The 26,894-nt window shown below is 59.6% G+C and carries 27 protein-coding genes; 14 read left to right on the top strand and 13 right to left on the bottom strand.

The annotated features are described in order from the left end of the window. Positions 1 to 169 precede the first annotated feature (169 nt). From HX805_RS15290 to HX805_RS15280, 3 genes are all read left to right on the top strand, one after another. A complete protein-coding gene (locus HX805_RS15290) occupies positions 170 to 820 on the top strand; it encodes a c-type cytochrome (RefSeq protein WP_087693900.1) in 651 nt (216 codons plus the stop codon). Next, entirely contained in the window at positions 817 to 1,740 is a 924-nt protein-coding gene (locus HX805_RS15285) for a c-type cytochrome (RefSeq protein WP_177117010.1), read from the top strand. Before HX805_RS15290 ends, HX805_RS15285 begins: the two co-directional genes overlap by 4 nt. Before the next feature lie 63 nt (positions 1,741 to 1,803). After that, positions 1,804 to 2,034, top strand: a complete 231-nt coding sequence (locus tag HX805_RS15280; RefSeq protein ID WP_003212582.1) for a hypothetical protein — start codon at positions 1,804 to 1,806, stop codon at positions 2,032 to 2,034. Here HX805_RS15280 and HX805_RS15275 read toward each other — a convergent pair whose 3' ends face one another. Further along, entirely contained in the window at positions 2,035 to 2,319 is a 285-nt protein-coding gene (locus HX805_RS15275; protein ID WP_003212581.1) for a hypothetical protein, read from the bottom strand. Between the two features lie 144 nt (positions 2,320 to 2,463). Continuing rightward, positions 2,464 to 2,649 carry a hypothetical protein gene (locus tag HX805_RS15270; RefSeq protein ID WP_003212580.1) on the bottom strand — a complete coding sequence of 62 codons (186 nt, stop codon included), beginning with the start codon at positions 2,647 to 2,649 and terminating at the stop codon, positions 2,464 to 2,466. Between the two features lie 307 nt (positions 2,650 to 2,956). Here HX805_RS15270 and galU point away from each other — a divergent pair, with 307 nt between their 5' ends. Beyond that, complete coding sequence (gene galU / locus HX805_RS15265) at positions 2,957 to 3,796, top strand: UTP--glucose-1-phosphate uridylyltransferase GalU (protein ID WP_003212579.1); 840 nt, start codon at positions 2,957 to 2,959, stop codon at positions 3,794 to 3,796. Between the two features lie 55 nt (positions 3,797 to 3,851). Here the strand turns inward: galU and HX805_RS15260 are convergent, their stop codons facing one another. Continuing rightward, complete coding sequence (locus HX805_RS15260; RefSeq protein ID WP_177020095.1) at positions 3,852 to 4,619, bottom strand: helix-turn-helix domain-containing protein; 768 nt, start codon at positions 4,617 to 4,619, stop codon at positions 3,852 to 3,854. 133 nt (positions 4,620 to 4,752) lie between these two features. Here HX805_RS15260 and HX805_RS15255 point away from each other — a divergent pair, with 133 nt between their 5' ends. Then, positions 4,753 to 6,891, top strand: coding sequence for a TonB-dependent siderophore receptor (locus tag HX805_RS15255; RefSeq protein WP_134326572.1), 2,139 nt, complete (start codon positions 4,753 to 4,755; stop codon positions 6,889 to 6,891). Between the two features lie 56 nt (positions 6,892 to 6,947). After that, on the top strand, positions 6,948 to 8,306 hold the full coding sequence (gene gorA / locus HX805_RS15250; RefSeq protein WP_102369015.1) for a glutathione-disulfide reductase: 1,359 nt from the start codon (positions 6,948 to 6,950) through the stop codon (positions 8,304 to 8,306). Here the strand turns inward: gorA and HX805_RS15245 are convergent, their stop codons facing one another. Continuing rightward, positions 8,307 to 9,314, bottom strand: coding sequence for a DNA-binding protein (locus HX805_RS15245; RefSeq protein ID WP_102369016.1), 1,008 nt, complete (start codon positions 9,312 to 9,314; stop codon positions 8,307 to 8,309). Positions 9,315 to 9,475: 161 nt separating this feature from the next. On the opposite strand from HX805_RS15245, the gene HX805_RS15240 reads away from it, so the two are divergent. From HX805_RS15240 to ahpF, 3 genes are all read left to right on the top strand, one after another. After that, positions 9,476 to 10,402: a site-specific integrase gene (locus tag HX805_RS15240; RefSeq protein ID WP_177067367.1), complete on the top strand. Its 927-nt coding sequence runs from the start codon at positions 9,476 to 9,478 to the stop codon at positions 10,400 to 10,402. Between the two features lie 149 nt (positions 10,403 to 10,551). Beyond that, positions 10,552 to 11,115, top strand: a complete 564-nt coding sequence (gene ahpC / locus HX805_RS15235) for an alkyl hydroperoxide reductase subunit C (RefSeq protein WP_003173835.1) — start codon at positions 10,552 to 10,554, stop codon at positions 11,113 to 11,115. Positions 11,116 to 11,242: 127 nt separating this feature from the next. Further along, a complete protein-coding gene (ahpF, locus tag HX805_RS15230) occupies positions 11,243 to 12,808 on the top strand; it encodes an alkyl hydroperoxide reductase subunit F (RefSeq protein WP_003212573.1) in 1,566 nt (521 codons plus the stop codon). A 63-nt stretch (positions 12,809 to 12,871) separates the two neighbouring features. On the opposite strand, the gene gloA is transcribed toward ahpF, so the two are convergent. After that, entirely contained in the window at positions 12,872 to 13,393 is a 522-nt protein-coding gene (gene gloA, locus HX805_RS15225) for a lactoylglutathione lyase (protein WP_003212572.1), read from the bottom strand. A gap of 193 nt (positions 13,394 to 13,586) precedes the next feature. Between gloA and HX805_RS15220 the strand changes: the two genes are divergently transcribed. Next, positions 13,587 to 14,123 (top strand): DUF4946 domain-containing protein, encoded by a 537-nt coding sequence (locus tag HX805_RS15220; RefSeq protein WP_008432526.1) that lies wholly within the window; start codon positions 13,587 to 13,589, stop codon positions 14,121 to 14,123. A 170-nt stretch (positions 14,124 to 14,293) separates the two neighbouring features. Here the strand turns inward: HX805_RS15220 and HX805_RS15215 are convergent, their stop codons facing one another. From HX805_RS15215 to HX805_RS15205, 3 genes are all read right to left on the bottom strand, one after another. Continuing rightward, a complete protein-coding gene (locus tag HX805_RS15215; RefSeq protein ID WP_003212570.1) occupies positions 14,294 to 14,659 on the bottom strand; it encodes a histone-like nucleoid-structuring protein, MvaT/MvaU family in 366 nt (121 codons plus the stop codon). 196 nt (positions 14,660 to 14,855) lie between these two features. Then, positions 14,856 to 16,400 carry an EAL domain-containing protein gene (locus HX805_RS15210; RefSeq protein WP_087693895.1) on the bottom strand — a complete coding sequence of 515 codons (1,545 nt, stop codon included), beginning with the start codon at positions 16,398 to 16,400 and terminating at the stop codon, positions 14,856 to 14,858. Positions 16,401 to 16,524: 124 nt separating this feature from the next. Then, on the bottom strand, positions 16,525 to 17,397 hold the full coding sequence (locus HX805_RS15205; RefSeq protein WP_177117009.1) for a LysR family transcriptional regulator: 873 nt from the start codon (positions 17,395 to 17,397) through the stop codon (positions 16,525 to 16,527). A 77-nt stretch (positions 17,398 to 17,474) separates the two neighbouring features. On the opposite strand from HX805_RS15205, the gene HX805_RS15200 reads away from it, so the two are divergent. The 3 genes from HX805_RS15200 to HX805_RS15190 all read left to right on the top strand — a co-directional run bounded on the left by HX805_RS15200 (position 17,475) and on the right by HX805_RS15190 (position 21,115). After that, positions 17,475 to 18,398, top strand: a complete 924-nt coding sequence (locus HX805_RS15200) for a DMT family transporter (RefSeq protein WP_177117008.1) — start codon at positions 17,475 to 17,477, stop codon at positions 18,396 to 18,398. A gap of 249 nt (positions 18,399 to 18,647) precedes the next feature. Further along, entirely contained in the window at positions 18,648 to 19,724 is a 1,077-nt protein-coding gene (gene hppD, locus HX805_RS15195; protein WP_003212566.1) for a 4-hydroxyphenylpyruvate dioxygenase, read from the top strand. Between the two features lie 158 nt (positions 19,725 to 19,882). Continuing rightward, entirely contained in the window at positions 19,883 to 21,115 is a 1,233-nt protein-coding gene (locus HX805_RS15190; protein ID WP_256348153.1) for a dermonecrotic toxin domain-containing protein, read from the top strand. Here HX805_RS15190 and rarD read toward each other — a convergent pair. The 3 genes from rarD to HX805_RS15175 all read right to left on the bottom strand — a co-directional run bounded on the left by rarD (position 21,084) and on the right by HX805_RS15175 (position 24,092). Beyond that, complete coding sequence (rarD, locus tag HX805_RS15185) at positions 21,084 to 21,965, bottom strand: EamA family transporter RarD (protein ID WP_023658818.1); 882 nt, start codon at positions 21,963 to 21,965, stop codon at positions 21,084 to 21,086. The genes HX805_RS15190 and rarD overlap by 32 nt on opposite strands. 137 nt (positions 21,966 to 22,102) lie before the next feature. Continuing rightward, positions 22,103 to 23,113, bottom strand: coding sequence for an aldo/keto reductase (locus tag HX805_RS15180; protein ID WP_177117007.1), 1,011 nt, complete (start codon positions 23,111 to 23,113; stop codon positions 22,103 to 22,105). 76 nt (positions 23,114 to 23,189) lie between these two features. Continuing rightward, the gene (locus HX805_RS15175) at positions 23,190 to 24,092 is read right to left on the bottom strand and encodes a LysR family transcriptional regulator (RefSeq protein WP_008432540.1); all 903 of its coding nucleotides are present in this window, start codon (positions 24,090 to 24,092) and stop codon (positions 23,190 to 23,192) included. Positions 24,093 to 24,192: 100 nt separating this feature from the next. Between HX805_RS15175 and HX805_RS15170 the strand changes: the two genes are divergently transcribed. Beyond that, a complete protein-coding gene (locus HX805_RS15170; RefSeq protein ID WP_003212561.1) occupies positions 24,193 to 24,897 on the top strand; it encodes an SDR family oxidoreductase in 705 nt (234 codons plus the stop codon). A gap of 65 nt (positions 24,898 to 24,962) precedes the next feature. Here HX805_RS15170 and HX805_RS15165 read toward each other — a convergent pair whose 3' ends face one another. Then, positions 24,963 to 25,316 (bottom strand): hypothetical protein, encoded by a 354-nt coding sequence (locus tag HX805_RS15165; protein WP_023658819.1) that lies wholly within the window; start codon positions 25,314 to 25,316, stop codon positions 24,963 to 24,965. 254 nt (positions 25,317 to 25,570) lie between these two features. Further along, positions 25,571 to 26,881, bottom strand: a complete 1,311-nt coding sequence (locus tag HX805_RS15160; protein ID WP_003212559.1) for an MFS transporter — start codon at positions 26,879 to 26,881, stop codon at positions 25,571 to 25,573. Between the last annotated feature and the right edge of the window lie 13 nt (positions 26,882 to 26,894).

Here is a 26,894-nt window from a genome sequence, read left to right as displayed (position 1 = left end):
ATCAAGAAGCCCGACCCTGCTACCGCAGCGTCGGGCTTTTTTGTGCGCGATGTTCAGTGCACCGTCCTTTTGCTCGCGGATGAGTGTTGTCGCGACCGGGCCATTGCCCTACCATTTGTAGGCTTATGCCTAATTCGCCTAAGCATATAACTATAAAAATGGAGTCGTGATGATGTCTCTGGAACGAGTTCTGATGGGTAGCGCGTTGTTGCTGATGTTGGGCAATGCACACGCGCTGGAGGGGAAAAACGTTTATATGCAGGGCGGCTCGCAGCCGGGAGCTGCGCCGTGCGTGGCCTGCCACGGGGCTGATGGCCTGGGGCTGGCAGCCGCGGGTTTTCCGCGTTTGGCCGGTTTATCGGCGGGGTATTTGCGTAAGCAACTGCAGGATTTTAAAAGTGGCGCCCGTAACAGCCCGGTGATGCAACCGCTGGCCAACGCCCTGACGGAAGAGGAAGTCAGCGCTGTAACCCGGCAGCTGGCGGCAATGCCTGCGCCCGCACCTGTGCCGGTGCACCGCAGCGAGATGCCTACTGACGCTGCGCAAAAGATTGCCCTGCAAGGTGCGTGGGAGCGCCAGATTCCGGCCTGTGTCAGCTGTCATGGCCCGGCCGGCGTGGGCGTCGGCGACGGGTTTCCACCCCTGGCCGGACAATCTGCGGCCTACCTCGCGGCGCAGTTGAACGCCTGGCGCAGCGGCACGCGCCATAACGATCCGAATGATCTGATGGGCCATATCGCCAAATCCCTCAGCGCTGAAGAAGTGCAGGCCGTGGCCACCTATTTTGCCTCGTTGAGCGGCCAGGAGGCCAAGCCATGAAGCGCTTCTTGTTTGCTCCGCTGCTGGGAAGCCTGATCGGCGTACCCGTCCATGCCGCCCCTATTGCCATGGAAGACCAGTCACAGTTGCAGCCAGCCGGCGCTCATGGGGCTGCCGTGCAGTTCCAGCCGCCCAAAGAAAGCGAGCTGCCGGACAACGCCTACGGCAAGCTGGTGAAACAGGGCTACGCGCTGTTTGTCGACACCAAGCGCCTGGCGCCGCAATTTGTCGGTAATGGCCTCAATTGCAGCAATTGCCACCTGGACCAGGGTCGCCTGGCCAATTCGGCGCCGCTGTGGGGTGCCTACCCGATGTACCCGGCGTATCGAAAAAAGAACGACAAGGTCAACACCTTCGCCGAGCGTTTGCAGGGCTGTTTCCAGTTCAGCATGAATGGCGGCACGCCACCGGCTGCAGACAGCCCGGAGATTACCGCGCTGTCGGTGTATGCCTACTGGCTGGCGAGCAAGGCTCCCTTGGGCGTCGAACTGCCGGGCCGTGGCTACCCGGACGTGCCGGCACCCGCCAAGGGTTACGACCTGGCCCAGGGCGCAGAGGTCTACAAGGGCCAGTGCGCGGTGTGCCATGGCGCCGAAGGCCAGGGCCAGAAAGTGGGCGACAACTACGTGATGCCGCCGCTCTGGGGTAAAGACTCCTACAACTGGGGCGCCGGGATGCATCGAATCAATACGGCAGCGTCCTTCATCAAGCACAACATGCCCCTGGGCCAGGGCGGCAGCCTGACCGACCAGCAAGCCTGGGACGTGGCGGCCTACGTCAACCGTCACGAGCGTCCTCAGGACTCGCGCCTCGTGGACGGCTCCGTGGAGAAAACCCGGGTGAAGTTCCACGCCAATGACGGCGTCAATCTTTACGGGCAGACGGTCGATGGCGTACTGATCGGGCAAGGCATCCGTTAAACTGTCGATAACCCATAAAAAATGCCGCTGAATCAGCGGCATTGTCTTTTCGGAAACTCAGTCATGAAACGTGAGCAAGTCAGGGAACAGCATGCAGGGGGGCATATTTCTGCGACCCATGTGATTCAAAATCCCGCGGATACGGGCGAGTGGATCGTGTTCTTCAAGAAGAGCGGCGGTCGCAGTTACTTCCTGGTGGATGACCAGGATGAAGTCGAATCCTTCTCCCGCCTGGACGACTTGATCGAGACCATTCGCGGCCTGGGCATCAAGTTCGCCGAAATTCACATGTAATTATTTGCAGACCACCGTCACGCTGCGGGTCTTGTAGTTGCCGACATCCTTGCCCAGGGTCTTGTCGCTTTCTTTCAGGGCCGGTGTGCCTTCGGTGCCGACAATCCGGTAGCCGGTGCCCGCGCAGGACGCATCAGCCTTTTCATAACAGCTGGCCCAGGAGTTGGCTTCGCCGGAGCAGTCGATGGCCAGTCCTTGTTCGCCGTTCTTCAGGACCGTGTCGGAAGTGGTGGTGCAGCCACCGGTAAGCGCCAGTACCGCAATCAGTGCCAGGATCTTGTTCATGTAGGAGTCGTCATCAGGGTGTTGGAGGGGAGCGCTGACACTGTCGTGGGGCGTTACAGGCGAGATTATAGCGAACCGCCATCAACGTACAGACAAACACAAAAAAGCCCCGTCAAACGAGGCTTGATTGGCGTTACCGCGGTGTTACTTGGTTTTCGGACGCTTGCTCGACGCGTGGCCGGCCTCATCCACAAACACTTCGGCCACGGCACAGGCTTGAGCTTCGGTCGCGAATGCGCCGGCAACGCTGTCGCCATGGAAGTTGATCAAGTGCCAGCCGTCCGCTCGCTTGGTGATCAGGTAGCCGTTCACGCCTTTTGGTTCTGACATCTATCAATCTCGTTGTCTGGTTCAAGGGCGTAATGATAGCGCCAAACGGCGTGGGGCGGCGCAAGTTGTTGCAGGTCAGTGCCGATCGTCATAAAGCGTGCTAAAAAGGTTGGAGCCCTTTGAATGACGGGCACAAGCCGACGATTTCTAACAGCGGCGAAGGTACTTGATTGAATGCCGGCGGAACTTACGCCGACATTTTTTCTCTATGTTGACATCGCAACGCCAGCAGGACCCATTGTAAGGTGACTGCGGCCTGATTAGACTGCGCCGAATTTCGTACGCACAGCCCTTTGTAAGGACTCATATGATCAAGAAATGCTTGTTCCCAGCAGCCGGTTACGGCACTCGCTTCCTGCCAGCGACCAAGGCCATGCCCAAAGAAATGCTGCCGGTGGTGAACAAGCCACTGATCCAGTATGGCGTGGAAGAAGCACTGGATGCCGGCCTGAACGAAATCTCGATCGTGACCGGCCGTGGCAAACGCGCCCTGGAAGACCACTTCGACATCAGCTACGAGCTGGAAAACCAGATCAAGGGCACCGACAAGGAAAAATACCTGGTCGGCATCCGTAAGCTGCTCGACGAGTGCTCGTTCTCCTACACCCGCCAGACCCAAATGAAAGGCCTGGGTCACGCGATCCTGACCGGTCGTCCGCTGATCGGTGACGAACCGTTCGCCGTGGTACTGGCCGATGACCTGTGTGTAAACCTGGAAGGCGACGGCGTCCTGACCCAGATGGTCAAGCTGTACCAGAAGTACCGTTGCACCATCGTCGCGGTTCAAGAGGTCGATCCTCAGGAAACCAACAAGTACGGCGTGATTGCCGGCGACGATATCGGTGATGGCCTGATCCGCGTACGCGACATGGTTGAAAAGCCAGCGCCGGAAGATGCTCCGTCGAACCTGGCGATCATCGGCCGCTACATCCTGACCCCTGACATCTTCAAGCTGATCGAAGAAACCGAGCCAGGCAAGGGTGGCGAGATCCAGATCACCGACGCTCTGCTGAAGCAGGCAAAAGACGGTTGCGTGATTGCCTACAAGTTCAAGGGTCGTCGTTTTGACTGCGGTGGCGCTGAAGGTTACATCGAAGCGACCAACTTCTGCTACGAGCACTTCTACAAGACTGGCAAGGCTTACTGATTTATCGTTGCCAGCCCGTTGAAAAAGCCTGCGAGTCGAAAGACCGCAGGTTTTTTTATGCCTTGCCCAAATAGCGGCTGGGGGCTTCGCCCAGTACCCGCTTGAACATTGCACCAAACGCATTGCCGTTGGCATAGCCCATGTCCCGTGCAATAGCCCCCAATGGTCGGCCCTGGGCTAACTGGCAAACGGCTTCGGCAATCCGTAGCTGCTGGCGCCATTGGTTGAAGCTCAGCCCGGTTTCATCCCGAAACCGCCGGCGCAGGGTGCGCACGCTGGCGCCGATGGATTCACTCCAGTCTTCCAGGGTGGCCGGGTTCGCCGGGTCTTCCAGAAGCATTTCACACACACTGAGCACGCGTTTGTCCCGGGGCAATGGCAGGCTGCAGCCTTCGGTTTCAGTCGCGGATATCAACTGGTGCAGCAGCAATGGCGTGAGCAGGGCAGTGTGGGCGTCGGGTGCGAGCATGCCCAGAATCAGCTCCCGCAGCAGCGGCTCCACCCTGATCAATCGGCAGGATTGCCACGCCGTGGGTAATTGATCGCTTTCCACGTACAGTGCGCGCATCGCAACCTCACCGACCATGTGCAATTCATGGTCGACACCCGGCGCAATCCAAAAGCCGTATGCCGGCGGGACGGTCCAGGCGCCCATGCGGGTCAGCACCCGGATCACGCCTTGGGTGGCGTGCACCAGTTGGCCATATTCATGGCTGTGCCAAATCTCCCGTGCGCCATCGACATAGTCATGGGCCCGAACCCGCAATTCCTCGCTGGTGCTGCGAGCGGGCGCCCCAAAGCGTTTACGCCAGATGTTGTCCAATCAAGAATGATTCCTGAGATGTAGGTTGGAACGGTCATTAATTGACCCGTGCGCGTAGAAGAATGACCGGATCTTTAACGCGATTCAATATTAAATAAGAACGATTAACAAAAAGACTTTTCAAGGAATCGTCATGTCCGGTGCGTTGTCTTCTCCTCCGTTTTACCTTTCCAGGCTGGCGCTGGTGGTGTTGGCGCTTGCTCCTGTTGTGTGGGCCGATGACGCGCCCATCGTGTTGAAGGACACCGCGGTGACAGCCGCCGAGGCCGAGCCGGCAGACGGCGTGGTGCCAGGCTATGTGGCGCGCAACACCACCGTGGGCACCAAAACCGGCGCGCCGATCGTGGAGACGCCGCAATCGATCTCGGTGGTCAGCCGCCAGCAGATGGATGACCAGGCGGCGCAAACCGTCGACCAGGCATTGCGCTACACACCAGGGGTTTACTCCCAGGATAACGACCTGCGGTTTGACCAGTTGAGCATTCGCGGCTTCGATGCCGACTCCTACCTCGACGGGCTCAAGCTCAATCGCACGACCTGGTTCGCTACGCCTCGGGTCGACCCTTGGTTTCTGGAGCGCATCGACGTGCTGCGCGGGCCAGCTTCCGTGCTGTACGGCCAGAGCGGGCCGGGCGGCCTGGTGGACATGCAGAGCAAGCGGCCGACGGATGAGCCACTGCACGTGTTGCAAATGAGCGTGGGCAATGACAACCGCTATCAGGCCGGCTTCGATTTTGGCGGGCGCCTGGACGAGCAGGGCGATGTGACCTATCGGCTGACCGGGCTGGGCCGCATGGCCGATACCCAGACCGATCACATCAAGGACCAGCGCATCGCCATCGCGCCGGCCATCACCTGGAACATCGACGACGACACCAGCCTGACCCTGCTGGCCAACTATCAATACGACCCGGAAGGTGGGCTGTTCAACCCGGTACCCGCGTATGGCACCGCGCTGCACAACCCGAATGGGCGCTTGCGCCCCGATGATTACCTGGGCGACCCGGACCGCGATCGCTTCAAGCGCAATCAGTTTTCCCTGGGCTACGCGTTCAGCCACCGGTTCAACGACACCTGGAGCTTTCGCCAGCACCTGCGCTATATGCATGATGACGTCGACTACTACCAGACTTCCCTCACCGGTCCGCTGGACGCCAACCTTGCCACCGCGCCGCTGTGGGCCAACGTCAATCATGAGCACCTTGGCCAGTTCGCCCTTGATAACCAGTTGCAGTCCGACTTCAGCACCGGCCCGGTCAAGCACACTGTGCTGATGGGGGCGGACTTCCAGCGGCTGTTGCAGACCATCAACCGGGGCGGTCAGTATTTCCCGAGTGCGATCAATATTTACAACCCCGACTTCAGCGCCTTGCCGAGGGTGCCGGTGTCCATCAACCAATACACCACCCAGAGCCAGTTTGGCGTGTACCTGCAGGACCAGCTCAGCTTCGACCATTGGCGCTGGCTGATCGGTGTGCGGCAAGACTGGGCGCGTACCTACGACAATCAGGACAGCGCGTTGACTGGCGCCAACCTGAGCAACACGCGCCAGCACGACGAGAAACTCACCTGGCGTTCGGGCCTGAGCTACGTGTTTGATAACGGCGTTGCGCCGTATGTCAGCTACAGCGAATCGTTCCAGCCGCAACTGGGCACTGACCGGCTGGGCGCGACATTTGTGCCGACCACCGGCAAGCAGTACGAAGCCGGCGTTAAATACCAGCCTGTGGGCTCCCGCAGCCTGTACAGCGCGGCAGTGTTCGACCTGCGTCAGCAAAACGTCCTGACCACCGACGATGTCGACCCCAATTTTGCCACCCAGAAAGGCGAAATCCGCTCCCGCGGCATCGAGCTGGAAGCCCATGCCGAGGTCACCTCGAACCTCAGCCTGATCGGTTTTTACACCTGGATGGACCAGCGCATCCTCAAATCCAATGACGGCGACCAGGGCGAACACCCGACCGGCATCCCGGGCAAGAGTGCCTCGCTGTGGGCGGACTACACCTTCCACGACGGCCCGCTGCAGGGCGTCGGTTTCGCGGCGGGTGCGCGCTACTTCGGGCCGAGCTACGGCAGCGCCGACAACACGCTGGAGGTATCATCGCGCACGCTGTTTGATGCCGCGGCGCACTATGACGTGCAGAACTGGCGCCTGGCCCTCAACGCCAGCAACCTGTTCAACAAGGAATACCTGGCCTACTGCAGCAACGGTTTCCTTTGCTACTGGGGCGCAACCCGTTCGTTGCAGGCCAGCGCGACGTATCGCTGGTAAGGCGCTGACCTCTGGCGCGGCAGCAGGTATGCTGTTGTCCTGCCGAGGAGAGTGAAATGGCCTACGATTTTGACCTTTATGTAATTGGTGCCGGTTCCGGCGGTGTGCGCGCTGCACGATTCGCTGCGGGTTTTGGCGCCAAAGTGGCGGTGGCTGAAAGCCGCTACCTGGGCGGTACCTGCGTGAATGTGGGCTGCGTACCGAAGAAACTGTTGGTGTACGGCGCGCATTTCGCCGAAGACTTCGAGCAGGCCAGCGGTTTTGGCTGGTCCCTGGGTGAAGCGAATTTCGATTGGGCGACCCTGATCGCCAACAAGGATCGTGAAATCAACCGCCTCAATGGCATCTACCGCAACCTGCTGGTCAACAGCGGCGTGACCCTGCACGAAGGGCATGCGCGGCTGGTGGACCCGCACCAGGTAGAAATCAACGGCGAGCGTTTTACCGCCAAGCACATTCTGGTGGCCACCGGTGGCTGGCCGCAGATCCCGGACATCCCGGGGCGCGAGCACGCCATTGGCTCCAATGAGGCGTTCTTCCTCAAGGAGCTGCCCAAGCGTGTGCTGGTAGTCGGCGGTGGCTATATCGCCGTCGAGTTCGCCGGGATTTTCCATGGCCTGGGCGCACAGACTTCGCTGCTGTATCGCGGCGACCTGTTCCTGCGCGGTTTTGACGGCTCGGTGCGCACGCACTTGAAGGAGGAGCTGACCAAGCGCGGCCTGGACCTGCAGTTCAACGCCGACATCGAGCGTATCGACAAGCAGGCCGATGGCAGCCTCAAGGCCACCTTGAAAGATGGCCGCGTGCTGGAAGCCGATTGCGTGTTCTACGCCACTGGCCGACGCCCGATGCTCGATAACCTGGGGCTGGAAAACACTGGCGTCAAGTTGGACAAGCGCGGCTTTGTCGAAGTGGATGAGCTGTACCAGACCGCCGAACCATCGATCCTGGCGATTGGTGATGTGATCGGCCGCGTGCAACTGACGCCAGTGGCCCTGGCTGAAGGCATGGCCGTGGCACGTCGCTTGTTCAAGCCTGAGCAATATCGTCCGGTGGACTACGCGATGATCCCGACGGCGGTGTTCAGCCTGCCGAATATCGGCACCGTGGGCCTCAGCGAAGAGCAGGCCCGTGAAGACGGGCACAAGGTGCAGGTGTTCGAAAGCCGCTTCCGGCCGATGAAACTGACCCTGACCGACTGCCAGGAAAAGACCCTGATGAAGCTGGTGGTCGACGCCGAGACCGACAAGGTCCTGGGTTGCCACATGGTCGGCCCCGACGCTGGCGAGATCGTGCAGGGCCTGGCGATCGCGCTCAAGGCGGGCGCGACCAAGCAGCATTTCGATGAAACCATCGGCGTGCACCCAACAGCGGCGGAAGAATTCGTCACCATGCGCACGCCAGTGGCGCAGTAATCAGCCCTCGGTAGTTGCTTCCGGCACCGTCGCAACGACGGCTGCCAGGCGCAGCGCATCAATACTGGCCTGGGCCTTGACCAGGTCCAGTTCCAGGGTTTTGTTGGCCTTCTGATGCTCGGCCAGCGTTTCCTGGCGCGCCTGATTCTCCAGTTGGGCAACCCGCAAGCGCTCCTGCAGCAGGGTGCGCTCGCTGTCGATCACACTCACTTGTTCGCTTAATTGGCGCTGCTGTTCACGGTCCTGGCGAGCCTGTTCCTGCAGTGCGCTCAATTCCTTCACGGTCACCCGATGCTCGATCAGCAGGCGCTCATTATCGCGGTGCAACTGAGTGATTTCATCCTGGCGCACCATCGCGCTCTGCTGGGCCTGGCGCAGCTCTGCCTGGACCTGCTGCAACTGGCCTTCATGGCGACGCTGTTCCTGCTCACGCTGGTCCTTGATCGCATTGCGGTAATGCTCCAGGGCGTCCCGGGCATGCAGGTGCTTCTCTTCCAGTGAGCGAATCTGCTCGTCCTTGTCGTTGATCCGCAACTCGTAATCGCTGCACGCCTGGCTCAGCCCGGCGTTGCGGGTTTGCTCGGTTTGCAGGCTGGAGCGAGTGCTTTGCAAGGCCGCGCTTTCATCGGCCAGGGCGGCGGACTGGATATCGAACTGCTGCTTGAGCTGGGAGTGGGCCGCTTCCAGCTCCTCAACCTGGGCGAGCAGGGCGGTTTTCTGTTGCTGGAACTGCGCCAGGGCCAGGTCTATAGGCTCCTGGGCCTTCTCCTTCAGGCGCTGGGCCAGTCGCGCCACCAGTTCACCCAGTTCGTCGTCGATGGGCGCTTCGGTGATGGTCTGGCGGGTTTCGCTTTCGTCCAGCTCCTTCAGATAGCGGTGAATCGTGGTTTTCGAGCCGGTATTGCCCATCTCGATGCGTACTGCATCGATGCTCGGGTTTTCGCCACGGGCAAGGATTGCCAGGCGTGCCGTTTGAACTACTGCTTTATTGATGCCGCCGCGAGCCATGGAGTCTCCGTCGATTTAGTACTGTGGTACGTAGTATGTATATACGTACTATATCACGATTGTTTTAAAGCCGAAATTGATGATTTATCAGATGGGATATTGGCGTATTATCCCGTGTGATACAGGTTTTGAAATGGACAACAGCCAATGGCAGTACAGGCATGAGTGAGCTGGACCGTTATCTGAATGCGGCCACCCGCGATAACACCCGCCGCAGCTATCGAGCGGCAATCGAGCATTTCGAGGTGAATTGGGGTGGATTCCTGCCGGCGACCAGCGACAGCGTGGCGCGCTATCTGGTGGCGCATGCGGGCGTGCTGTCGGTCAACACGTTGAAGCTGCGTTTATCGGCGCTGGCCCAGTGGCACACCAGCCAGGGGTTTCCTGATCCGACCAAGGCGCCAGTGGTGCGCAAAGTCCTGAAAGGCATTCGCGCCCTGCACCCGGCTCAGGAAAAACAGGCGGAGCCATTACAGCTGCAGCACCTGGAGCAGGTCATCCAGTTCCTCGAACAGGAAGGCCACGACGCCCGAGGCGCAGAAGACCATCCCCGATGGCTGCGGGCCAAGCGTGACGCAGCGTTGATCCTGCTGGGTTTCTGGCGTGGCTTTCGCAGCGATGAGTTGTGCCGGCTGAATATCGAGCACGTGCAGGCGGTGCCCGGTTCGGGCATCACCCTGTATCTACCGCGCAGCAAAAGTGATCGGGAAAATATCGGCCGCACGTACCAGACGCCGGCGCTGTTGCGGCTGTGCCCGGTGCAGGCCTACGGCGAATGGCTCAGCGCTTCAGCGCTGGTGCGCGGCCCGGTGTTTCGCGGCATTGATCGCTGGGGCAACCTGGGCGAGGAGGGCTTGCACGCCAACAGCGTGATCCCGCTGTTGCGCCAGGCGCTGGAGCGTGCCGGGATTGCGGCCGATCAGTACACCAGCCACTCCCTGCGCCGGGGCTTCGCTACCTGGGCTCATCGCAGTGGCTGGGACTTGAAGTCGTTGATGACTTACGTCGGCTGGAAAGACATGAAATCGGCCATGCGCTATGTTGAAGCGACGCCCTTTCTCGGCATGACCCGGGCATCCCTCGAGTGATTCAAGGTTTCTTCTATTAATACAGTCTCTTGATAGTGAAAACCAATCGTCAGCATCAGGTTTGCCAATGAGCCATCGGCCGGGAGAGTGGGTAGGATTCACCTCATCAACTTACTAAGCCCTTCTACAAACCTGACGGAGAGTCAACGATGCCTATCATCAACAGCCAAGTAAAACCGTTCAAAGCTACCGCCTACAAAAACGGCAACTTCGTAGACGTGACTGATGCTGACCTGAAAGGCAAATGGTCTGTCGTCTTCTTCTACCCAGCCGACTTCACCTTCGTCTGCCCAACCGAACTGGAAGACCTGGCTGACAACTACGCCGAATTCCAGAAACTGGGCGTCGAAATCTACAGCGTTTCCACCGACACCCACTTTGCCCACGCTGCCTGGCACAACACCTCGCCAGCCATTGGCAAAATCCAGTACACCATGATCGGCGACCCGACCCTGACCATCTCCCGCAACTTCGACGTGCTGATCGAAGAAGCTGGCCTGGCAGACCGTGGCACCTTCGTGATCAACCCTGAAGGCCAGATCAAAATCGTTGAACTGAACGATGGCGGCGTTGGCCGTGACGCTTCCGAGCTGCTGCGCAAAATCAAGGCGGCCCAGTACGTTGCTGCTCACCCGGGCGAAGTCTGCCCAGCCAAGTGGAAAGAAGGCGAGGCCACCCTGGCTCCGTCCCTCGACTTGGTCGGCAAGATCTAAGTCTGTGAAATGCCAAGGGCGGGTTACCGCACCTAAGTAAGCTGCATCCGCCCTCGAAACGCCCGGGCGAGATTCGCTCGGGCGTTTTTTTGTCTGCAATAAACCGAATTAATAGGAAATCGCCCGTATGTTGGACGCCAATCTTAAAGCTCAGTTGAAGTCATACCTGGAACGGGTCACCCAGCCGATCGAGATCGTCGCCTCCCTCGATGACGGTGCGAAATCCCAGGAAATGCTTGCCCTCTTGCAGGATGTAGCCAGCCTTTCGACGCTGATTACCCTGAAAAGCGATGGCAATGATGCGCGCAAGCCATCGTTCTCCATCAACCGCCCGGGTGCCGATATCAGCCTGCGTTTTGCCGGCATCCCAATGGGCCATGAATTCACTTCGCTGGTGTTGGCGCTGCTGCAAGTCGGCGGCCACCCCTCGAAGGCCAGTGTCGAAGTGATTGAACAGATTCGCGCCCTTAAAGGCGAGTTCAGCTTCGAGACTTACTTCTCGCTGTCGTGCCAGAACTGCCCGGACGTGGTCCAGGCGCTGAACCTGATGGCAGTATTGAACCCGAACATCCGCCACGTCGCCATCGACGGTGCGCTGTTCCAGGCAGAAGTCGATGATCGTCAGATCATGGCCGTGCCCAGCGTTTACTTGAATGGTGTGAACTTCGGCCAGGGCCGCATGGGCCTGGAAGAAATCCTCGCCAAGCTCGACACCAGCGGTATCGAAAAAGCCGCCGAGAAAATCAGCGCCAAAGATGCGTTCGACGTACTTGTCGTCGGCGGTGGCCCAGCGGGTTCGGCAGCGGCTATCTACGCTGCACGTAAAGGCATCCGTACCGGTGTTGCAGCCGAGCGCTTCGGCGGGCAGGTGCTGGACACCATGTCGATCGAGAACTTTATCTCGGTACAGGAAACCGAAGGGCCGAAACTCGCCAGCGCCCTGGAGGCCCACGTGCGTCAGTACGACGTGGATATCATGAACCTGCAGCGTGCTACTGCGCTGATCCCGGCGAAAAACAACGGTGAGCTGCACGAAATCCGTTTCGAAAGCGGTGCGACCCTCAAGTCCAAGACCGTGATCCTGGCCACCGGTGCCCGCTGGCGTGAAATGGGTGTACCGGGCGAGCAGGAATACAAGGCCAAAGGCGTGTGCTTCTGCCCGCACTGCGACGGCCCGCTGTTCAAGGGCAAGCGCGTGGCGGTGATCGGCGGTGGTAACTCCGGCGTTGAAGCAGCCATCGACCTGGCCGGTATCGTCAGCCACGTGACCTTGCTTGAGTTTGACAGCAAGTTGCGCGCCGACGCCGTGTTGCAGCGCAAGCTGTACAGCCTGCCGAACGTTGACGTGATTACCAGCGCGCTGACCAGTGAGGTCAAGGGGGATGGCCAGAAAGTTACCGGCCTGGCCTACAAGGATCGCGACAGTGGCGAATTCAAGACTATCGACCTGGAAGGCATCTTTGTACAGATCGGTTTGCTGCCCAACACCGACTGGCTCAAAGGCACTGTGGAGTTGACTCCACGTGGCGAGATCATCGTCGATGCACGTGGTGAGACTTCGTTGCCAGGCGTTTTTGCCGCCGGCGACGTAACGACTGTGCCGTACAAGCAGATCGTAATAGCAGTAGGCGAGGGCGCCAAGGCTTCCCTGAGTGCTTTCGATCACCTGATCCGCACTTCCGCCCCGGCGTAAATTCCGGCCCGGAAATGAAAAACCCCATGAGTGATCATGGGGTTTTTTATTGCCGGCGGAACCTTACAGCGGCGTTGGCTGAATGATTTCAACCCAGTACGCATCCGGGTCTTTCACGAAGGCCAGGCTTTTCATGCGGCCGTCACTCAGGCGCTTCTGGAAGTCGCAGCCCAGTTCTTCAAAGCGCGCGCAGGCAGCAACGATGTCCGGCACCGAGATGCAGATATGGCCAAAGCCACGCGGGTCGGTGTTGCCGTTGTGGTAGGCAAAGTCCGCGTCGTTTTCGGTGCCGTGGTTGTGGGTCAGTTCGAGGATGCCCGGGATCGACTTCATCCACTGGGTGCGGGCGGCAGCGTCGGCCGGGATCTGGGCCTTGTCGACCAGGGCCAGGAAGTACAGGCTGAATTCGGCTTCCGGGAAGTCACGTTTTTCAACCAGGGAAAAACCCAGTACGCGGGTGTAGAAATCCAGCGACTTGGTGATGTCCTTGACCCGCAGCATGGTGTGGTTGAACACGAAGTTCGTGGTGGCGGTGTCAGGCTGGGCGGTGACGCCCGGGAAAGTGTTCAGTTCGTGCAGGCTCATGGGCCCTCCAGAGAAAAATGGGGCAAACGTGGCTCCGGTTGGAGCATCCCTTGGCTTGCGGCTGGCATCCGTGCAGCCGGTCCATGATACGCAGCCCTGCCGGTTGCGCCAAATGAAAAAGGTCACGCAACCCTTGCGGCCAGCGGGTGCAGGGGCCCAAACTTTGTCGCTTGAACCTTGAGTGTTTTTCGTAATGACCGGATTTCGCGCACCGTTGTTGAGTACCCTGGGCCTGTTGCTGGGCAGCACCGCTGCATGGGCGGCTGACCCGGAAATTCATTGGCCCAGCGGCTGGCAGGTAGAGGAAGTGGCGCCCGACGACCAGGCCCCGGCGCAACCGTCGGCGGTGTCCCGCCAGCGGGCCATAAAGAATGATGAGAATGGCGCGACCTTGATGGTCATGGAGTTGACGGGCACGCCAATCGAAGCGGGGCATACGGTCAACCTGCAAGGTGTGCTGCTGGAAATGCGCAAATCCATCCAGAAGGACTTTGCCCAGGGTGGTTATCAAAGTGTGTGCACCAAGATGCACCCCACAACATTGAGCCGGCTTGAGGCATTGGAAACTACCTGTGTAATCACCGAGAACGGTCGGCATGTGCTGTCGCAAACGTTGGTGGGGGCTGTCGATACCGATAAGGCCTATGTTTTTTCATACGCAGGCCAGGCCGACGCTTACGAATCAAGCAAGGATGAAGTCAGTTCGGTGCGTGACAGCCTTAAACTTTGAGCGTTGTAGGCATCGCGACAAATAAGTCGATTTGAACAAAGTGAAATGTTTTTTAAAGTTCGTTTTTGAAAGTGCCAGCGTCCTGATTTGTTTCACTATCGATGCCTGTAAACAAAAAAGCCCTGCATGTGCAGGGCTTTTCTTAGTGCGTTTGTACTAGCCGCAAAGCATTAGCCGCGAAGCCAGGAGTCTACTGTGGCTGCGCCGTACTGTTCTTTCCACGCCTTCAGGCCGCGATGGTTGCCGCCCTTGGTTTCGATCAGTTCACCCGTGTGCGGGTTGTGGTAAACCTTGACGACGCGGGCACGGCGCTGTTTGGGTGCGGCAGCGACGGAAGCGCCGGACTTGCCCGGGTTAGGATCCAGGATGGAGATGATGTCGCGCAGGCTTTTGCCGTAGGTCTTCATCAGCCCTTGCAGCTTTTCTTCGAATTCGATTTCTTTCTTCAAACCAGCATCGTTCTTCAGGGATTCCAGCTGGGCAAGCTGCTCTTGAAGGGCTTTTTCTGCTGCGCGAAATTCGGCGAGTCTGGACAAAATCTATACTCCAATAGTGTATTTGGCTGATATCTACTGCAAACAAAGCGATAAGCCAAGAGCCTTAAGGCGACTCAATGAAAGTGGCCTTCCTGCCAATTCAGCACAGGCAGGAAAAATTGTAGTAGTTAATCAGTCATGAGTAAATCATGTCTTTTGTATAAATAACAATATTTCCGTTGAAGTGGCTGGCTATTCAATGGCTGTTCAGGAATCTAATGAACTCGTCGCAAGGTACAGGCTTGCCAAACAGGTAGCCTTGCAAGAAATCAACGCCTTGGGCCGCCAGATAGTCGCATTGTTCTTGTGTTTCGACGCCTTCGGCAACGATGCCCAGGTCCAGCTTGGCAGACAGTTCAATGATGCTGTCGAGTATATGCCGCGAGAGTGCATCAACACCGATCATTGCCACGAAGCTTTGATCTATCTTCAAGTAATCGACATTGAAGTTGCGCAAATAACCGAGGCTGGAGTGGCCGGTGCCAAAGTCGTCGATCGCGATCATTACCCCCATTTCATGCAGCGCCTGGAACAGCTGGCGGGTGATATCCGTGGGTTCGATCAACTCGCGCTCGGTCAACTCAAGGACCAGGATCACCTTGCCCGGCGGGAAGGCAGCGAGGAACTCCCGGCAGTCCTCCACCAGCTCCAGGTCGTGACAATGGCGAGCGGTAATGTTGATGCCCACGTGAAAATTGTCGGCAAACCGCGCGGTGTGGGGCGCCAACTGTGCGGCGGTCTGGCGCATCAGGGCGCGGGTCATCGGTACGATCAGGCCCGAATGTTCGGCCAGGGGAATGAACAGGTCCGGGCGCACCAGGCCTTCCCTGGGATGATTCCAGCGCATCAGCACTTCACAGCCGGCCCACTGCCGGATGTTGTCGCCACGCACCACTGGCTGGTAATAGGGCACAAATTCATTGGCGCCCAGGGCCCGTTGCAGTTCCAGGGTCGGTGCCGATGAGCGCTTTTGCAGCCAGTGGGCGAGGATGCCTGCCAGCACGCCGAAAAACACCACCAGAACGAACAGTGCAGGATACCGCGCCTGCATGTAGCGCCAGGTTTCACCCTCCGGCATCCCGGCTTCCACGCTGTAGGTATACCGTGTGGAGTCGAGATGATGATGCGCGACGGAAAATGTCGGCAGCGCTGTGCTGTGCACCTTGCCATCCGCCGCCAGCCAGTTAGGCCCCACCTGCAACACCAGGTCGGTATATCGGCTGATCAGGCGCAAGGCGTTTGTCAGGTGGTAGCCATCGATGGAGGCAAAGGCCCCCCGGTCTCCCTCGGTGAGGCGATAAACCAGCAATGCGGTGTCGGGTGTCACCGGGTTGCCTTTCATCAGCCAGAGACGACCGCCGACGTAGTCCTCAGGGTTGACCGGTGACTGGTAGTTGCCACCAAACAACGAGCTGCAATAGATGTTGCGCTGCCAGGATAAGGTGGTGGCGCGCACGAACGGCCGGCGGGTGACCTGTTCCCGCAGCTTCAGTTGAGTCGGGTTATCACATTCATGGCCGGCCAGTGGCAGCAGGTCCTGGGCGGCGAGGGCGGTGTTGTCGAGCATCAGGTCAAACTGGCGCACGGCCTCTTGGGCGGTTTGCGCGGTGCTGTGCTCGAGGGTGCGCCCGGCTTGCCAATACAGGATAAGCACACCCAGCAAAATGGGCAGCGCGCCACTGAGCAGGGTGATCAGATGGCGAGTGGAGGCCTTTCGGGGGCCTTTGACGGTCAGTGGCATTTGCGCAGCCTGTAGCGGGAGAGGGCAATAGGACGCTCAAATGCGGTCGGGACAACCTCGGTGGCCTTCCAACAAAGCGTATTGGTATTGGCCATGATAGATGGCGGCAGGCGTCTGTGCATGTTCAATAAAGCTTCAACCGTGTGGCCAGTTGAATAAATGCCAGGGTTGCCGGGGAGGACTGCCGACGGTCCAGTACCGCCAGCCCCACCTGGCGTTTGACGGCAGGCTTGAGCGGTTTGATCAGGTAATCCGCCTGCGTGGATTCAGGCAGCGACAACTCGGCGACAATGGTCACGCCGTCGCCCCGGCGCACGGTGTCCAGGGTGCTGAGCAGCTGTGAGCAGCGGTAACGCACATCCGGCTGCAACCCTGCACCGACGAACAGCCTTGAGACCAGGTCGGCCGAACCGGCCTGGGTCAGGATAAAAGGTTCACCACACAGCGCTTTCAGGCTGACACTTGGCTGCGCGCCCAAGTGATGCCCCAAGGGCAGCAGCGCGACCAGTTGGTCCTCAATCAACGGGAACGTATCGAAGCGCTCTTCAGGCAGCACCACAAACCCAACGTCGACGCGCCGCTCTTCCAGCCACTGCGTCACCTGGCGATCGGGGCCTTCGTCGACATGCACCTCGATGCCCGGATGCTGCTCGCGAAAATGCTGCAGGATCGCGGGCAACAAGCGAATCGATGAGGTCGGCCCGAACGAGCCGATGCGCAGCGTGCCGCGCTTCATCCCGCGGGCATCGGCGGCTTCCTGTTGCAGCGTGTTGGCCAACCCGAGCATGGCCCGGGCGCGCAACAGCAGTTGTTGGCCGATATCGCTGAGTTCGACCTGGGACTGATGACGTCGGATCAACTCCACACCCAGTTCCTGCTCCAGGGATTTGATCGCATGGGACACCGCCGATTGGCTGATGCCCAGGCGATTGGCGGCGCTGGTGAAACCTTTCAGTTCGGCCACCAGGGAAAAGATTTCCAGTTGGGTAAGGGTCATGAGTATTTACTCATTTTACGATGATCGGGGATTAGCCAAACAATAAGCCAATCCCGTGTCTTGTGAGTAGAAATCTGATGAACCCGAGCCCTGACCGTCTGACATATCTGAAGCTGGCGGCCGTGACCATGATCTGGGGCGGCACCTTCGTTGCCGGGCGCTATCTGGCGGCAGGCCTGGACCCACTGTTGGCGGCGACCGTGCGCTTTGTACTGGCCAGCCTGGCGCTGCTGGCCTTCCTGGGCGCCGCGCGTATTCGCCTGGTGCGTCCGACCACCGCGCAATGGGTGCAATTGATGGTGCTGGGCTTTTTCGGGATCTTTTTCTACAACCTGTGTTTTTTCTACGGCCTGCATTACATCAATGCGTCCCGGGCCTCGTTGATCGTGGCGCTGAACCCGGCAGTGATTGGCCTGGCCTCGTGGCTGCTGTTCAAGGAACGCCTGGGCTGCTTCAAGCTGGTGGGGATCGCGCTGTGCCTGGGTGGCGCAGGGCTGGTGATCGTCAGTCGCAACCCGCAGTTGCTGCAGGGCACGGCAGATGCGTGGGTCGGTGACCTGCTGATTTTCGGCTGCGTGGTGGGGTGGGGCGTGTACTCGCTGTTTTCCCGGGGTCTGAACCAGCGCCTGGGGCCGTTGCAAACCGTGACTTGGTCGATCCTGCTGGGCACGCTGATGCTGACGATCACCACGCTGGTGACGGGCCGACTAACGATGGCCGCATTGGGCCGGATTGATCTGCCCCAACTGATGAGTTTGCTGTACCTGGGCGTGCTGGGCTCGGCACTGGCCTACATCGGCTACTACGATGGCCTGCGCCGCATCGGCGCCACCCGTGCGGGTGTATTTATCGCCCTCAATCCGCTGACGGCAGTGATCTGCGGCGCATTGCTGCTTGGCGAGCAACTGACCGTGCCGATGCTGCTGGGTGGGGCGGTCATCCTGCTGGGCATCTATCTGTGCAACAAACCCCTTGCGCGGGCCAGGGCAATGGGGATTTGATAAGAGTACGGACAAATCTGTTTACGCTGTGTAGAATCGATTTACGCATACAAGAATAAGGACTTGGGCTAACGCAAGCCTCGCCCGTCAGAGACTGATGTAACCATGAAGCTACTCGGGTCCCCCCTCATCTTTGGTGACTTCCTCGCCCGCAGCGTGCGGGGTATCTCCTGTGCGCCACCCGCTGACCTCATCCTTGCTCGCAAATAAACATTTGTTAATTACAAGAATGATGATGAGGCACCGAAAATGGCAGACCTGTACGAAAACCCAATGGGCCTGATGGGCTTTGAGTTCATCGAATTCGCATCGCCAACCCCGGGCACCCTGGAGCCGATCTTCGAGATCATGGGCTTCACCAAGGTCGCGACCCACCGTTCCAAGAACGTACACCTGTACCGGCAGGGCGAGATCAACCTGATCCTCAACAACGAACCCAACAGCATCGCCTCCTACTTTGCGGCCGAGCACGGCCCGTCGGTGTGCGGCATGGCGTTTCGCGTCAAGGACTCGCAACAGGCCTACAACCGGGCCCTGGAACTGGGCGCCCAGCCTATCCATATCGAAACCGGCCCGATGGAGCTGAACCTGCCGGCGATCAAGGGCATTGGCGGCGCGCCGCTGTACCTGATCGACCGCTTTGGTGAAGGCAGCTCGATCTATGACATCGACTTCGTGTACCTCGAAGGTGTCGAGCGCAACCCGGTGGGCGCGGGCCTCAAGGTCATCGACCACTTGACCCACAACGTGTACCGCGGCCGCATGGCCTACTGGGCGAACTTCTACGAGAAGCTGTTCAATTTCCGTGAGGCGCGCTATTTCGACATCAAGGGCGAATACACCGGCCTGACCTCCAAGGCCATGAGCGCCCCGGACGGCATGATCCGCATCCCGCTGAACGAAGAATCGTCCAAGGGTGCCGGGCAGATCGAAGAGTTCCTGATGCAGTTCAACGGCGAGGGCATCCAGCACGTTGCCTTCCTCACCGATGACCTGGTCAAGACCTGGGATGCGTTGAAGAAGATCGGCATGCGCTTCATGACCGCGCCGCCAGACACCTACTACGAGATGCTCGAAGGCCGCCTGCCGAACCACGGCGAGCCGGTGGATCAACTGCAGGCACGGGGCATCCTGCTGGACGGCTCGTCAGTGGCGGGGGACAAGCGCCTGCTGCTGCAGATCTTCTCGGAAACCCTGATGGGCCCGGTGTTCTTCGAGTTCATCCAGCGTAAGGGTGACGACGGCTTTGGTGAAGGCAACTTCAAGGCGCTGTTCGAATCCATCGAGCGCGACCAAGTGCGTCGTGGTGTGTTGACCGCTGACTGATCGCCTGGGCGATACACAAAAAAGCCCGATCGGGATTGCACCTGGCCGGGCTTTTTGTTGCCCGGCAGAAACATCGGGACATAGGCGGTTGCTAGCGGCCAGGAACGGAATTCACTGCCAGCGTTACTCAGTGTCATATGCCCAGTTGAGGTTCATGTATGACAGTCATTACGCACACCGGTAGTCCTCCTCCAGGTTTGAATCAGGCAGCAGCCGTCAACGACGTACCCGCCATCAGTCCCTTGGCCCCAACTGTTCCCTCCCCATTAAGTCCTGCCACTGTCGCCCGCGTGACGTTTTCCTCGAACGTGGAATGGAGCAGTGCGCAGGGCGAGCTGACCGCCGCAGGCGTCGAACTGGCCAATGCCGTATTGGCCCCGGGTACCTCATCAACCGTCGGCGCGCAGGTCTGCACGTTCGCGGTGGACGGGATCCAGTCGAGCGACATTCTGGTGGTCAAACGCGTACCCGCCTCTGAAACCGGAACGAATATCCTGTTGTACATTCCTGACGTTGAGGGCAATTCGTTCTTCGAATTCAATAACCTTGAAGAAATGAACGCCTGGCTCAAAGAGGTCGCCATCGACCCTGACAAGTTGGATGTACTTGCCGGGCATTTTTCCCGCAATGCGCCTGCCGATCAGACAAAGCGGGTAAAAGACACGATGACGCGCTTCGCCGCAGGCGATATCAATGCCGTGGTCGGGCCTTTTGGCTACGAAAAGGGCGATATCTTCAATCGCCTGGACAAGCACACAAGCGTGCCGCCGGTACCGGTCAACGGGCTGACGGGGACCTACCTGAAAGTTGAGACCCGTGATGGCCGGGTGACTTTCGCAGGCACACGTCCGGACGGAGAAACCGTACTCTATCAGTACGATGCCTACGGCAACTTCCATGGAGGAGGTAACAAGGGCAACTTCTACTTTGTGAAAAACGGCCTGAACAATGACCAGCCGCTGTCGCCTGTCTCGCGAGAGCAATACTTGAAAACGGTCGTCAGTGTCAGCCTGGATAATGTAGGTGCCAACGATTTATGGGGGCTGTTCGACGAGTTCATCCGCCAACTGAAGAATCCGGGTTCAGGCATTGGGACGGCCTTGATCGCACTGGGCGTGCCTGAGGATGTGGCGCAGTCCATCGAAAAAATCGTCAAGAACCCCGTCACCGGCACCTTGCTTGAACTCAACCATGGCAACCGGCTCGGTAAGCTGTTTGGCGTTGAAAAGGCGCAAATGGACGCCGCACTGACGCAAATAGGCGACGAAATCCAAGGCAGGATTCCGTATTACGGGGCCATCCGAGGGGGGTTGTCGCAAACGGCTGTAATGCTCGAAATGGCAGCAAAAAAAAGCGCTGTCAGGCCTTCTGCTGACGCACCAAATGCTTGAAGCCTTCAAACACCAGCACCATCACCGCGAGCCAGATCGGAAGATACGTCAGCCATTCCCCCGCCTTGATGCTTTCGCCCAACAACAAGGCCACGCCGAGCAGCAGCACCGGTTCTACATAGCTGAGCAGCCCGAACAGGCTGAAGGCCAACAAGCGGCTGGCGACGACGTAGCACACCAGCGCCGACGCACTGATCAAGCCCAGCATCGGGATCAAGGCGTACAAGCCCTTGTGGGCGTCGAGCACGGCAAAACCCTGTTCGCCGCTTTGCACGAACCACAGTGCCACCGGCAACATCAGCGCCATATCGAGCCACAGCCCGCCGAGGTGGTCGGTCTTCAGGCGTTTGCGCAGTACGAAGTAAACCGGGTAGCCGATAATCACTACCAGGGTTGCCCAGGAGAATCCGCCCACCTGATACAACTCGTTCAGCACACCAGCACCGGCGAAGAACACCGCAATCTTTTGCAGGCGTGACAATTGTTCGCCATACACCAGCCGACCGGTCAGCACCATCGTCAATGGCAGCAGGAAATAGCCCAGCGATACATCCAGGCTGCGACCGTTGAGCGGCGCCCACATGAACAGCCACAACTGCACCCCCAGCAGCGCCGAAGACACCACGACCCCGCCGATCAGCGCGGGTTTGGCCGCAACCAGCCGAACCAGTTCCCACACCCGTCGCCACTCGCCGCTGACAATCATGAACACGGTCATGCAGGGCACCGTCAACAACATGCGCCAGCCGAAGATCTCCAGGCCGCTCAAGGGCGTAAGCAGCGACGTGAAGTAATACATCACGGCAAACAACACCGAGGCCAAGACCGATAACACAACACCTTTAGACACACTGTCCTCACGAAAGCCGATTGATACAAAAGAAGGGGGGATTTCAGGGAGGGAATATAGTGCTTTTGAGGTGAGATGTTTGCTCTGTTTTGGAGCGGTTTATGGGAGGATTTCTCAGGTCCCCCCATAAAAGGGACTTATGGCCGGGCAACTCGCCCCGACACAAAGTGGCTCACATCATTGAACCCTGGCGTCGACGCATGCCCTGGCGTGACCAGCGAGTCGATGAATACTTCGTCCTCCGCCGTGATCTTCACCTCCAGCGCGCCGGTGTAGGCATCCCACTGCGCCTCGGTGCGCGGCCCGACAATCGCCGAACTGACCGCCGAGTTGTTCAGGACCCAGGCAATCGCGAACTCGACAATCCCCACGCCACGGCCCTGGGTGTATTGCTGGATCTGCTGGGCGATGCGCAGGGATTCAACGCGCCATTCGGTTTCCAGGATGCGCTTGTCCTGGCGTCCGGCACGGCTGCCGGCTTCAGGCGTTACGTCCGGCGCATATTTGCCGCTGAGCACGCCACGGGCCAGCGGGCTGTAAGGCACCACGCCCAGGCCATACGCGGCGGCGGCGGTGATCTGCTCCACCTCGGCCTGACGGTTGACGATGTTGTACAGCGGCTGGCTGATGATCGGTTTGTCCACCCCCAGGCGCTCGGCCACGCGGATCACTTCGGCGATCCGCCAGCCGCGGTAGTTGGACAAGCCCCAGTGGCGGATCTTGCCCTCGCGGATCAAGTCGCCAATCGCTGAAATCGTGACTTCCAGTGGCGTGTTGTGGTCTTCGCGGTGCAGGTAATAGATGTCCAGGTAATCGGTGTCGAGGCGCGTCAGGCTGGCTTCCAGCGCATTGAAAATCCGCTTGCGACTCAGGCCGCTGCGGTTCGGCAGGCCATCCGCCGGGCCGATGCCGACCTTCGAAGCCAGCACCCAATCCTGGCGCTGGCGGGCGATGGCTTCGCCGACGATTTCCTCGGAGCGCCCTCCGGTGTAGACGTCGGCGGTGTCGATAAAGTTGATGCCTTGATCCCAGGCCTTGTCGATGATGCGCAGCGAGTCCTCGGTGTTGGTCTGCTCGCCAAACATCATGCTGCCCAGGGTCAGTGCGCTGACCTTCAACCCGGACTGGCCCAGTGTGCGGTAAATCATCGTGAACACCTCAAAAGGGGGAGACAGGCCCTATCCAATACCAGAGAGCAAGGCTCTGGAACAAGCCCCGCGACGGTTATTGCGGTAATAGTTCGGCGCAGCGCAGTTGCAGGAAGCGATGCAGTACCTTGACTCGCTCCGACACCTGCAACCGATGGGGACACATCAGATTGAACGGGGTCGGTTCGCCTTGCCAATCGGTGAGCAACGGCACCAGGCGCCCGGCCTTGATATCGCGCGCTACATCCAGCCGCGCTTTATAGGCGATGCCGTGCCCGGCCAATGCCCAGCGCCGCACGATCTCGCCGTCATCACTGAGGTAGTCGCCGCCGACCTCGACTTCCTGCAGCACCTCGCCCTGGCGAAAGTACCAGGTGTTGTTCGCCCGACCCTGGCGCATATAGCGCAGCGTGCTGTGTTGTGCCAGGTCCTGGGGGAGGCGTGGCGTACCGTGGCGCGCGAGGTAGTCGGGGCTGGCGCACGCCACCCGCGTGTGGTCGGGCACCACCGGCAACGCGACCAGGCTGGAGTCCCGTGGTACGCCGAAACGCAGGGCGATGTCGACGGTTTCGCGGAACAGGTCGGCATTGCTGTCGTTGAGCAGCAACTGAAGGCGCACGTTCGGGTGTTCGAGCTTGAACTCATCCAGCCAGCCCAGCAGCACATTGCGCCCGAAATCCGAGGGCGCGGCCAATTGCAGTAATCCGCTGAGGCTCTGGCCTTGCTGCTTGACCGCCTGTTCGCCTTCCGACAGCGCCTCCAGTGCCACGCGCACACTGTCGAGGTAGCGCCGGCCTTCTTCGGTCAGGCGCATGCTGCGGGTGGAACGCGCCAGCAGCCGGATGCCCAGGCGGGTTTCCAGGCGCTTGAGGGCAATGCTCGCTGCGGCCGGGGTCAGGCTGAGGCTGCGGGCGGCTGCCGACAGGCTGCCGGTGTCAGCAGTGCGTACGAACACTTCAAGGTCGAGGATTGAGCTCATTTGTAAAAATCCTTTAAAGATCTTGTCGTTTTACCGGGATTTTTCAACGATTGCCAAGCTGGGAAGATGAAAGCTCATTTTCTCAGCCAGGTATTTCCCCATGACATCTCCCCTCAACGGCACAACCATCATCGTCATTGGCGGCAGCAGCGGCATTGGTGCCGCGGTGGCCAAGCAGGCCGTGGCACGCGGTGCCCATGTGGTGCTGGCCGGGCGGCGCTTGTCTTCAACCGTGGAGAACGGGGTGCGCAGCGAGCAGGTGGACGTGACCGACGCAGCCTCATTACAGCGCTTGTTCGAAACCGTGGGGCCGTTTGACCATCTGGTCTACACCGCAGGGCCTGCGGTGCAGGCCAAGGCCCTGATCGAGACCGACCTGAACCTGGCGCAAGACAACTTCAACGTGAAGCTCTGGGGTTCGCTGCGGGCGATCCAGTCGGCGCTGCCATTTCTCGCCGAGCGCGGCAGCATCACCCTGACGTCGGGGCAGTTGGGGCGCAAAACGGTTGCGGGGCAATTCATCAAGACCGGCATCAATGCGGCGACCGAAGCGCTGGGCAAGCAACTGGCCAAGGAACTGGCGCCACGGCGGGTCAATGTGGTCAGCCCGGGCGTGATCGACACCGAGGCGTATGCCGGGTTGTCCGATGAGCAGCGACTGGCAATGTTTGCCAAGGCGGGCGGGGCGTTGCCGGTGGGGCGCGTGGGGCAGGCCGAAGAAGTGGCTGCCGGGTATGTGTTGGCGATGGAGAACGGGTTTATCACCGGTAGCGTGATTGATGTCGACGGCGGCGGATTACTCTAAAGGCAGCTGAATAAAAAAGGTCCCGCTTTCAGGCGGGACCTGCATTATCAGTAATAGGGCCGTGCTTAATAACGTGGCACCGGAACCGGTTGTGGCGGGTAGTAATAGCCTGGAGGCGGCGCCTGGTAATAGACCGGTGGCGGCTGTTGGATGTACACCGGCTGCGGCTGCACGTAAACCGGTTGCTGCTGCACATAGACCGGAGGCTGGGAGTTGGCGACCACCGAACCCACTACGAGACCGCCGACAACCGCACCCAGCAAAGCCGGGCCACCCCAGCCCCAACCACCGCCATGCCCGTACCCATAACCGTGACCCCAGCCATAGCCATACCCTCCACGGGCTTCTGCTTGCCCTGCGATGGCGAGGGTGGCAATGAGCAACATGGCTACTTTCATTTTTGAGAGTCGACTGATCATGATAAGTCCTCTACGTATGCACCGAACCGGTCTTGATAATATCCCCGGGCATAGGCTTCAGACAGCGGTTTCGGACGGGATGATGGAGTACGAAAGTAAAGGCTGGGTAAAGGTTGTAGCCTATTTGTTACGTGGAGTGGGCGTAGAGGTTAATAGGGCTTTTGGGCGGTTGTTTGCCTATAAAAACTCGCTTTTATATGAGCGAATAGATGACCGGCGCCGCCCTTGATATCACGGCACCGGTCAGCGCTGATTCAAGCCTTGAGTGTGCGCGTCATGCGCAACGCCAACACACTGCCCGCGACGATCACCGCCGCCAGCAGGTACAGCGCCAGGTCCGTAGACCCGGTGGCATCTTTCACAAACCCGACGATATACGGGCTGAGGAACCCCGCCATCTGGCCCATGGAGTTGATCAACGCCAGACCACCCGCTGCCGCACCTGCGCTGAGCATCGCGGTTGGCACCGGCCAGAACATCGGCAGGCCGGTGAGGGCACCCATGGTGGCGATGGTCAGGCCGAGGATCGCAATGGCCGGCGTGGTTGCAAAGTTCACCGCAATCACCAGCCCGATCGCGCCCATCAGCATCGGCACCACCAGGTGCCAGCGACGCTCCTTGCGCAAGTCGGCAGAGCGGCCCACCAGCAGCATGAACACCGCCGCCAGCAGGTACGGGATCGCACTCAGCCAGCCAATCACCAGGTTATCGCTGAAGCCCATGTTCTTGATGATCGATGGCAGCCAGAAGTTGATGGCGTACACACCGCTCTGGATGCAGAAGTAGATCAGGCCGAACGCCCAGATCGCCGGGTTCTTGAACACTTCCAGCAGCGAGTCGCTGGTGGTCTTCGGCTTGTTGGCCAGGTCGGTCGCCTGGTCGGCTTCCAGCACCGCGCGCTCATGGGGCGTGAGCCACTTGGCGTTGGCAAAGCTGTCGCTGAGCAGGAAGTAGGCGAGGGCGCCGAGGATCACCGTCGGCACGCCTTGCAGCAGGAACATCCACTGCCAGCCCGCAAGCCCGCCCTGGCCGGCGGCGAAGTGGTTGAGGATCCAGCCAGAGAACGGGCTGCCGAGCAGGCCGGAGACCGGAATCGCCGACATGAACAGCGCCATGATCCGCCCACGGCGGAAGGTCGGGAACCACTGCGAGAGGTACAGCACCACGCCCGGGAAGAACCCGGCTTCAGCGGCGCCGGTCAGCAGGCGCAAGCCGTAGAAGTGCGTCGGTGTGGTAACGAACAACAGGCAGGTGGACAGGGCGCCCCAGACGATCATCATCAGCGCAATCCAGCGCCGTGGACCGAATTTGGTCAGCGCCAGGTTGCTCGGCACGCCGCACAGCACGTAGCCGATAAAGAAGATCCCGGCACCGAGGCCGTACACGGTCTCGCTGAATTTCAGGTCGTCGAGCATCTGCAACTTGGCAAAGCCGACGTTGACGCGGTCGAGGTAGTTGAACAGGTAGCAGATGAAAATGAAGGGGATCAGGCGCAGGGTGATGCGCTTGTATACGGCGTTTTTATCGTCATCGGTGGCCTGGGTAACAGCGGCGCTCTGTGACATGGCAGTCTCTCTT

Origin of the sequence: Pseudomonas sp. G5001 (assembly GCF_013385475.1) — a bacterium.
GTDB lineage: Bacteria > Pseudomonadota > Gammaproteobacteria > Pseudomonadales > Pseudomonadaceae > Aquipseudomonas.
This window is presented reverse-complemented; position numbering and strand designations above follow the sequence as displayed.